This is a genomic window from Nostoc sp. 'Peltigera membranacea cyanobiont' 232, from assembly GCF_002245985.1.
Lineage (GTDB): Bacteria > Cyanobacteriota > Cyanobacteriia > Cyanobacteriales > Nostocaceae > Nostoc.
Genome location: NZ_NOLK01000242.1, coordinates 1 through 7,579 on the forward strand (window position 1 = coordinate 1; position 7,579 = coordinate 7,579).

Consider the following 7,579-nt stretch of genomic DNA (forward strand, 5'->3'; position numbering starts at 1 on the left):
CTCGCCAACGTAAACGTCGCCTTCACCACGATCCAATTAGCGCAATACAAGTTTTAGTAAATCAACATCAGGAACTTCGCACTGTACTTGAGTCTCAAGCCATGATATACCAATTAGATAGCTAGGGGTTGTGCCGGGAAATGCTCAGTTAGATTTAAAAGCCTTGGCACGGATTTCGGGAAACCGGAAGGTTGAGACAGTTCCCCTCAAGGAAGTTCAGGCACTAACAGGATACATCCGTGGGGGTGTGACAGCTTTAGCGAGTAAAAAAGACTATCCCGTTTATCTTGATGAAACTGCAACTCTATTTGAGCAGATTGCTGTTTCTGGTGGAATGCGAGGAATGCTGCTTCTGCTATCGCCAGATGATTATTTACGTGCGGTCAATGGCACTTTGGGAGCAATTGTACAAAATTAAGGGTCAGTGGATGGATTTGTTCTAGATTATAAACTTGCTAAAACAAGCAATTCAGTTTGCCAACCTTCACTATGGCTTAGGGTAAGGACAGTATAACCAGTCTCGTACCTAAGTAAAAACCCTTCGGCAGCAAAGTAACGATAGGGATAAAATTCAAACTGAGAATTACTCTTGCCTTGGCTGTGTCCGACGAGTAAATCAATTTGTCGTTGTGCTTCTCTTGCCTGTGCTTCCGCATTATGACGTTCTTCCTGGCTGATATCACCTCTAGCAAAACGGTCAATGGTACGGCGAGCAGATTCTAACTGCTTGACTGATTCTGTGTACAATTCTCGCCAGCGCTTACAGGCTCGGTCAAAAGCATTCAAAGCATTTTCGATGGTATTCTGTAACCAATTTACAGAATACCAAGAAGCTTTTTGCAGATCCTCTTGGCAGAAAAAATCTGAGAAGATAGACTGAGCGGCTTGCAGACATTGGGTTAATTTGGCTTGGCTCAGAGTAAGTTGTTGGCGAATGCTGTCTTTGAGGGGATAATTTTCTAATTCCAAATCCAAGATTTTATTCATGGAATCTTCCAAGTAAACCCCAGTATGTGCCAGCCAAATCGAATACACGTGAGATTTAATTAAATCCTGGTTGGCTAATTCTAGTTTTGGTGGAGCAACTACCCCAGCAACCATTTGATTTTGTCGTTTGAAAAAGTATTGATCGTGACCGCTACCAATGGAAGCATAAGTAATGACTAAAGCTTGCTGTCCACTTCTACCAGCACGACCGCTACGTTGGGCGTAATTAGCGGGACTGGGAGGAACGTTTCGTAGATGGACAACGCTAAGGTCGGAAATGTCGATGCCTAATTCCATTGTCGGAGAACAGAACAATGCAGCTAATTGTCCTTGACGGAATTTTTCTTCCCGTTCTTGACGGTCTTTGTTGCTTACCTGTCCGGTATGTTCTCGCCCTTCCATTGTTTGGATTTGCAAGGCATTGGTTTGGTAGAAACCTTGGAAAAATTGGTTAACTGATATATTGGGTTTATCGTTACCTTGCAACCGACGCGATGTTAAGGGATCGGTAGGGATTTCCTTGAGGTTGGTTGCTTTCCATAGTAGTGAGTCTATGCGTAGCTGTACCTCAGATTTTTCTTGCACTAGGTAGCCAGCATCACACAAAGCATCAATTAAAGTAGTGATTAAGCTGTTGAACTCTACATCTGTTAAAAGTTGGCTACGGAGCGACCATGTATTCGGCGAATGGCTACGCCACGCCTGGGGCGAACGCAAAAATCGTCCAATTTTACTTCTAGTAGTAAGCTTAACTTTTGCTCTTTCATTACCACCAGTGCTAATAGTTGCCCAAGTTGCCAAGTATAAATACTCATTCTCATCGAATACCCAAGGTTCTTTAAGAGCTTGAATGACTTCGCTTTTGAGTGAATCTTTCTGGTCTGGTTGTAAAAGTTTGGCATCAATTGCCAATTCTCGTCGGAAATGGTTGAGGAATGCTTGGGTAATGATGAAACGTTCTTGAGGACTGGCTTGCAATAATAAAGAATGGCGGTGTTTTTGCCATAGTCTATCGTCAGCACAGGCTTCTTGGAGTCCGTCATACTCAATTATCAACAGTCCGCACTGTTCAAGGTTGGGTTGGACGATGCGCCATCCCCGACGCAAGTCTTCGTAAAGACGATATTCAATCAATTTACGAAAGGCTTCTTCATTGCGTCGCTTCCCAACACCAAACTCTGCTGCTTGCTTGACATAGTCGTTTTGAGTAATTCCCATGTATTGGACGACTACACTAGCTAATTCGCTGTGGGTGAGTTGCCCTTTGGCTTGAATTGCACCTAAAAGTGCAGCCCGTAAGAAACTGGTTTGGACAAAATCATTGAAATGCCCCGCTTGTAATGAAGCATCTTGACGATTATCAGTAAAGCTGAGAATTTTGGCGGCTTTGGCTTCTCCGCCTGTGAAGACTTGCTTTAGGCGGCTGGTGGTAGAAAGACAAAGCAGAGTGGTGGCGGTACTGCGTCCTTCACTACTGAGGCGAGAGAGTTTAGCAAATTCGTTTCGCTTCTTGTCATGAAGTACGCCGCAGTTCAGACAAGTCAGAAAGGGCTTAGGAATAAACCAACAAGTGGTTCCTTGCAACAAGGAGGATGTAACTTTACCATTGGGTAGAATTTGGAGTTTGCGAGGAATAAATCGTGCAAAGTCTTTTTTGGCAACCCGTCCTTTCTTTTTGGTTTCACTAAACCAAGAGTCAGGAAGTCTATCTTCATCGCTTGTATCCCAAAGTTCTGGTTCATCGAGGGTGAGATAACCTTCGGTAATATCTGCATCATCAGGACTAATATCTAATGCAGTGGGCAATTGGGGCAGGATAATATGCTTATCCGCATCGTAGCGAACGACATAATAATCTTGTCCGCATTCCGGCAAAAAACGAGGGGATAAACCCGGATTTCTCACAAACAATAAAAAATCAATTCACATCGCTTGATATAAGACATTTTTTGATCCATCATCAATTGAAATTTATGATGGTAAAAAAGGTAAGTACAAAATAGCAAATATCAAGCTAAAACAGCTACTAATATTTTTGCTTATACTGAGATTGAAACACTCTGTTCATAAAATTAAGCATCCAAAACAAGGCTTGAATCAAACCAAGCCAGAAATATTATTAGAGAGAAGGTGAAATGCTGCTTAACTCGCAATTAAGCAGTATTTGGGAGCATTTTTAAGCATCTGTAAGCAGCAGCAAAGATATGTTTTACAGGACTTGAGCTAGTAATCGCAATTAAAATTCGCCGTGAGCTTATAGTAATTAAGGCTCCTAACTTCAATAATTTTGTCCGAATAGTCCCAACTTGAGAATTTTTTAATTCGGTTTTGGCTAAACATTGTGACCTCAATGCATTCATCAAAACGTAAGCAAGAGAAGAGAACCATAAACGTAGTTGATTTCCCGCAAATGTATGAGTACTAGTTCTATCACTAAAAAGTTCTAGTTGTTGTTCTTTAAAGCGATTTTCCATCTCCCCTCGCTTACAATATTTTTGTCTGTATAGTTGACCAGGGGGTACTTTATTGGTAGGAAGACTTGTAACAACAAAACGAATATTGTTTCCCTTTATTCCATATTCAACCTTACAAACAACACGACGACTACGACTCCAAGATTCACGAGTCTGATAGTCTAACGACTTATGCCAAATTGAGTTATCAATCAGGTCACAAGCAAGTTCAGAAATTTGTTCATCTGGTTTAAATAGAGTTTCTAAGAATGAAGTTACTGTTGATAACTTCTGCTCAAACTCAAGCAAGGCTCTATTTTGAGTCGCCGTAGCCATTTGAATTAAACGGCTGTTTCGCGCCAATCCAAAAACGTAGTCAACTCCAGTCTGCGACTCACACCATGTCATTATATCGTCTCTGGAATAGGCACTATCTCCTCGTACTAAAATCTCAACATTCTGCCAATGTTGACGTATTTGTTTAATAACTCTCTGCAACTCTTCTAACGCCCCAAATGCTGGATCTACATTAGAAGGACGAAGTTTGGCTGCTAATAAGTGTTTCCCACAAAAAATATAAAGTGGAGCATAGCAATATCCTCCATAATAGGTATTGAAAAAAACTTGCTCCTGATTGCCATGTACTAAATCATCAGTTACATCTAAGTCCAAAATAATTTTTCGTGGTTCTTTTGAGTAGGATTTTAAAAATATATTTACAAATAGACTTTCAATTTCTGCTGAAGAATGTCCAATTTTATGGTAACGACTATCTGCTCCTTGTTCTACATCTTCACTCTCTATGTTCTAGCCTATTTAATGTACAAATAAGCTGCTAATATTGCAGGCTTATCTTGTACTCCAATCCTTTTTCCTAATGATAGAGCAAACATCGGATCATGACGTAATTCTTCATGGTCATTTAAGTCTTCGTATCCCATGACCAACCCGTAGATTCGTTGTCTAATTAAGTTTTCTATTGAATGGTCAATTCGATTTGGCTTTCGGTAATCTTGGAAACATAGTGCAAACTGTGATGTGATTTGCAGTTTTCTATCTATTTCAGCAATTAAGCTTAAACCTGCATCAGATGTTACTTGTCCACCCTGGAAATTAACTACGACTGGGGGCGATTTTGGCTGTTCAAATCTAAACTGTTTTGGGAGCGATCGCCTTGTGGGTCGAATCATCATTTATAAATGCTGAAATACTTGCCATATATACATTTTAGCAGTTTTTGTTCCCGCTTTTTTTCAGAGTTTGTGAGAAATCCGGGTTTGTTTCCAACCTGATTGCTGATCAGGTAAGTCCGCTTGTCAATAGCGTTTGAGACGCGCTAACCCTGCATATCTGGGAAATGAACACAAACCATGCCGTGTCCTGAATACTGGATGACTGTACCTGTTTGCCCTAACCTTGTGTCTTTTTCTGTCAGTGCTTTAATGACTTTGACAACTGAATTAATTGGTGGAAGATTAGCCATTTTTAATCCTTGGCTGAATAGCCGATTATGGAAGTCCATCTGGTGAATTGTAATTTTAATGCTGAAGGTGGCTTATCATTTGATAAACTTGGTTTATGTTTGATAACACTTGCAAATTCATCGCTGAGATGTATTCTCCTGATTTTGCTACTTGGCTATTAGGAGAACCGATTACTTTAACCAAATTAAGTCCTACAGAATTGTCTTTAGAACCTATTCGTGCTGATGCTTTAATCTTGCTGCAATCAGATGAAGTTGTTCTCCACATTGAATTTCAGACTAAACCCGATGACGATATGCCGTTTCGGATGGCTGATTACCGTTTGAGAGTATATCGCCGTTTTCCCAAGAAGCGAATGCACCAAGTAGTAATTTACTTAGATAAAACTGAATCGGAGAAGGTGTATCAAACTACTTTCATTGCTGGAAGTTTACAACATGAATTTTCAGTGATTCGTTTGTGGGAGCAACCACCAGAGATATTTCTGGCGACACCAGGATTACTCCCCTTTGCGGTTTTGAGTGCTACTGAGAACAAAGTTGCTACATTACAACAGTCATCTGCGGCTGTTGACAAAATTGCTGACAGGCGAACACAAAGTAATATTGCTGCTGCCTCTGCAATTCTGGCTGGGTTAGTATTAGAACAAGAAGTGATTGGACGTTTATTTAGGAAGGACATAATGCGCGAGTCAGTTATTTATCAGTCAATAAGAACTGAAGGGATTGAGGAAGGAGTTCGCCTTGTTGCAGTTAACCTTCTTAAAGAGAAGATGCCTATTGAAATGGTAGTAAAAGTTACTGGGTTAACAATCGAACAAGTACAAAGCTTGCTCATCACAGACGTTGAGTAGCCCAAATAAGCAATACACTGGTTGTTAAAATTGGTTTCCCAAAGGTATACCATGCGTGAATCAGTTATTTATCAGTCAATCAAGGCTGAAGGACGGGAAGAAGGGAGCGATAAAAAAGCCCGTAAAATTGCTATTAACTTATTAGCTGAGGGCATTAGCGTTGATGTGATAGTTCGGGTTACTGGTTTATCAGTAGAAATGGTACAACAATTACGGCAGGGAGAATCTGAGAACCAAGACTAATTTTGCTACTATCTCTATACTGAATCGGCTCAAAGAGGGCTGTATTTTAAGTCCTATTTTTTACCTTACTCAGTGACAGTACGGCTTGTTTACAACAATACTCGTGTTTGTTGTAGCTGCTTGTACTCATCCCAATTCCTGGGATTATGAGGTGATGACATTGACTTTTCAAATTCCCAGTTTTGAGAGTTGGTATCGAAAAACTCAATGGCTGCATCAAAACCACACTGCAAAAATCTGGTATATGATTCTTCCGAGCAAAGAATTGATTCGACAATTGCAGTCAAGAGTTTGAGGTTGGTTTCAGTAGCAGCACCTTCTTTGTGGAGCCATTCAATTGTTTCCAGCAGTTGTTGTTTAGCAGATGCCGCAGTAGATTCAGGTAATGCGGCAATGGGAATAAAACCTGTTAGTTGTTTCATGTTTGATTGGCTCAAAAATTATCTATTTCTGCAAGACCTTCATCAGTTGCAACTTTCCGTTGAGATTTAGCTTTGGTAATTTGGAATTCATTCGCTTTAATCACAGGCATTGCAGCCTCTTTAACTGCTGTTTTCGCTTGATGATAAAGGAATTGAACTACACCGTCAGCATCTTCTTCATCTTCAACCTGTGCCCAAAGCGAACAGCCTAGTTCGAGAGATTCGTAATTGCCTAAGTTGAACTTTCTTGAATAACTAACTGAGACAGTGCCAATTTTCATTGAGTTGTTTGAACCGCTAATTTATGTAGTGGCGACTCAGAGGTGAATCGCCTTTTTCGTATCTAATTACCGCTTGTTACCTTGCGGCATTGCTGTCTGATTCTGCGCTTGCAGAGATGCCCTCACTTCAGTCTCCGAAACCGGGGGTAATGCTGGTGCAGTGACAGCATTACTAGCCCATCGCTCGTAAGTTTCATTTGTTACCCAATGAACTGTTGCTCCAGATTCCGCACCACTACGAATCATTTCGGCTGCTTCGAGAGCGTCTTTTTCAAAGTCAGACTGAGGATTGCGATAGCTCCACTGAATAAACCAGTAGGTTCCTAATGTCCCTTCTACTTTTTGGAACTCCGCGCAGAAAATGTAGTTTTTCAGTACCGAAGCGATCGCCTGATAACAGAACTCTTTGGGATCTCCTGGCATACCTTCTTCACACCATTGCTGGAAAGCACGATGGGCGAAGTGATTGTACAATCCAGCAAAATTGTCTTTACTGCGGCGGTGGATCAGGAAAGAAAGCAGAATGGAAGCTGGTCCCTTAAACTGGTCTTTGAGTCCGCCAGCTACCGGAATCACCCACAGTTCGGTAAACGGTTCGTTGGTGAAATTCTCGTTGATAGTCAAGGCACGGTCAGGGCGAGAAATAGCGATCGCAAAGTCAGCCTTGTTACCTTTGAGGTATCCGCCGGCTTGTGCTTCTAGAATTGTCAGTTTTGGAGGACAATCGAGCCCTAGCTATCTAATTGGTATATCATGGCTTGAGACTCAAGTACAGTGCGAAGTTCCTGATGTTGATTTACTAAAACTTGTATTGCGCTAATTGGATCGTGGTGAAGGCGACGTTTACGTTGGCGAG

The 7,579-nt window shown here is 41.2% G+C and carries 8 protein-coding genes and 1 pseudogene; 3 read left to right on the forward strand and 6 right to left on the reverse strand.

The annotated features are described in order from the left end of the window. Window positions 1–130: 130 nt before the first annotated feature. On the forward strand, window positions 131–418 hold the full coding sequence (locus CDG79_RS37615; protein WP_223278583.1) for a YbaK/EbsC family protein: 288 nt from the start codon (window positions 131–133) through the stop codon (window positions 416–418). A 26-nt stretch (window positions 419–444) separates the two neighbouring features. Here CDG79_RS37615 and CDG79_RS37620 read toward each other — a convergent pair whose 3' ends face one another. The 3 genes and pseudogenes from CDG79_RS37620 to CDG79_RS43105 all read right to left on the reverse strand — a co-directional run bounded on the left by CDG79_RS37620 (window position 445) and on the right by CDG79_RS43105 (window position 4,923). Next, entirely contained in the window at window positions 445–2,892 is a 2,448-nt protein-coding gene (locus CDG79_RS37620; protein ID WP_223278584.1) for a helicase-related protein, read from the reverse strand. A 248-nt stretch (window positions 2,893–3,140) separates the two neighbouring features. Further along, window positions 3,141–4,630: pseudogene (locus CDG79_RS37625) on the reverse strand (IS1380 family transposase). Between the two features lie 146 nt (window positions 4,631–4,776). Further along, window positions 4,777–4,923, reverse strand: coding sequence for a hypothetical protein (locus tag CDG79_RS43105; RefSeq protein ID WP_223278585.1), 147 nt, complete (start codon window positions 4,921–4,923; stop codon window positions 4,777–4,779). 95 nt (window positions 4,924–5,018) lie between these two features. Here CDG79_RS43105 and CDG79_RS37635 point away from each other — a divergent pair, with 95 nt between their 5' ends. Next, a complete protein-coding gene (locus tag CDG79_RS37635) occupies window positions 5,019–5,777 on the forward strand; it encodes an Rpn family recombination-promoting nuclease/putative transposase (protein ID WP_094346632.1) in 759 nt (252 codons plus the stop codon). Between the two features lie 51 nt (window positions 5,778–5,828). Further along, complete coding sequence (locus CDG79_RS37640; protein WP_223278586.1) at window positions 5,829–6,020, forward strand: hypothetical protein; 192 nt, start codon at window positions 5,829–5,831, stop codon at window positions 6,018–6,020. A gap of 89 nt (window positions 6,021–6,109) precedes the next feature. Here CDG79_RS37640 and CDG79_RS37645 read toward each other — a convergent pair whose 3' ends face one another. The 3 genes from CDG79_RS37645 to CDG79_RS37655 form a co-directional block, all read right to left on the reverse strand. Then, window positions 6,110–6,442 (reverse strand): hypothetical protein, encoded by a 333-nt coding sequence (locus tag CDG79_RS37645; RefSeq protein ID WP_094346633.1) that lies wholly within the window; start codon window positions 6,440–6,442, stop codon window positions 6,110–6,112. Between the two features lie 11 nt (window positions 6,443–6,453). Further along, window positions 6,454–6,723: a hypothetical protein gene (locus CDG79_RS37650; RefSeq protein ID WP_094346634.1), complete on the reverse strand. Its 270-nt coding sequence runs from the start codon at window positions 6,721–6,723 to the stop codon at window positions 6,454–6,456. Window positions 6,724–6,789: 66 nt separating this feature from the next. Then, the gene (locus CDG79_RS37655; protein ID WP_094346635.1) at window positions 6,790–7,347 is read right to left on the reverse strand and encodes a hypothetical protein; all 558 of its coding nucleotides are present in this window, start codon (window positions 7,345–7,347) and stop codon (window positions 6,790–6,792) included. Window positions 7,348–7,579: the final 232 nt, after the last annotated feature.

Excerpts from the sequence above, each read along its gene's own strand:
- CDG79_RS43105 (WP_223278585.1), bottom strand. The coding sequence starts at position 4,923 with ATGGCTAATCTTCCACCAATTAATTCAGTTGTCAAAGTCATTAAAGCA.
- CDG79_RS37635 (WP_094346632.1), top strand. The coding sequence starts at position 5,019 with ATGTTTGATAACACTTGCAAATTCATCGCTGAGATGTATTCTCCTGAT.
- CDG79_RS37640 (WP_223278586.1), top strand. The coding sequence starts at position 5,829 with ATGCGTGAATCAGTTATTTATCAGTCAATCAAGGCTGAAGGACGGGAA.
- CDG79_RS37645 (WP_094346633.1), bottom strand. The coding sequence starts at position 6,442 with ATGAAACAACTAACAGGTTTTATTCCCATTGCCGCATTACCTGAATCT.
- CDG79_RS37650 (WP_094346634.1), bottom strand. The coding sequence starts at position 6,723 with ATGAAAATTGGCACTGTCTCAGTTAGTTATTCAAGAAAGTTCAACTTA.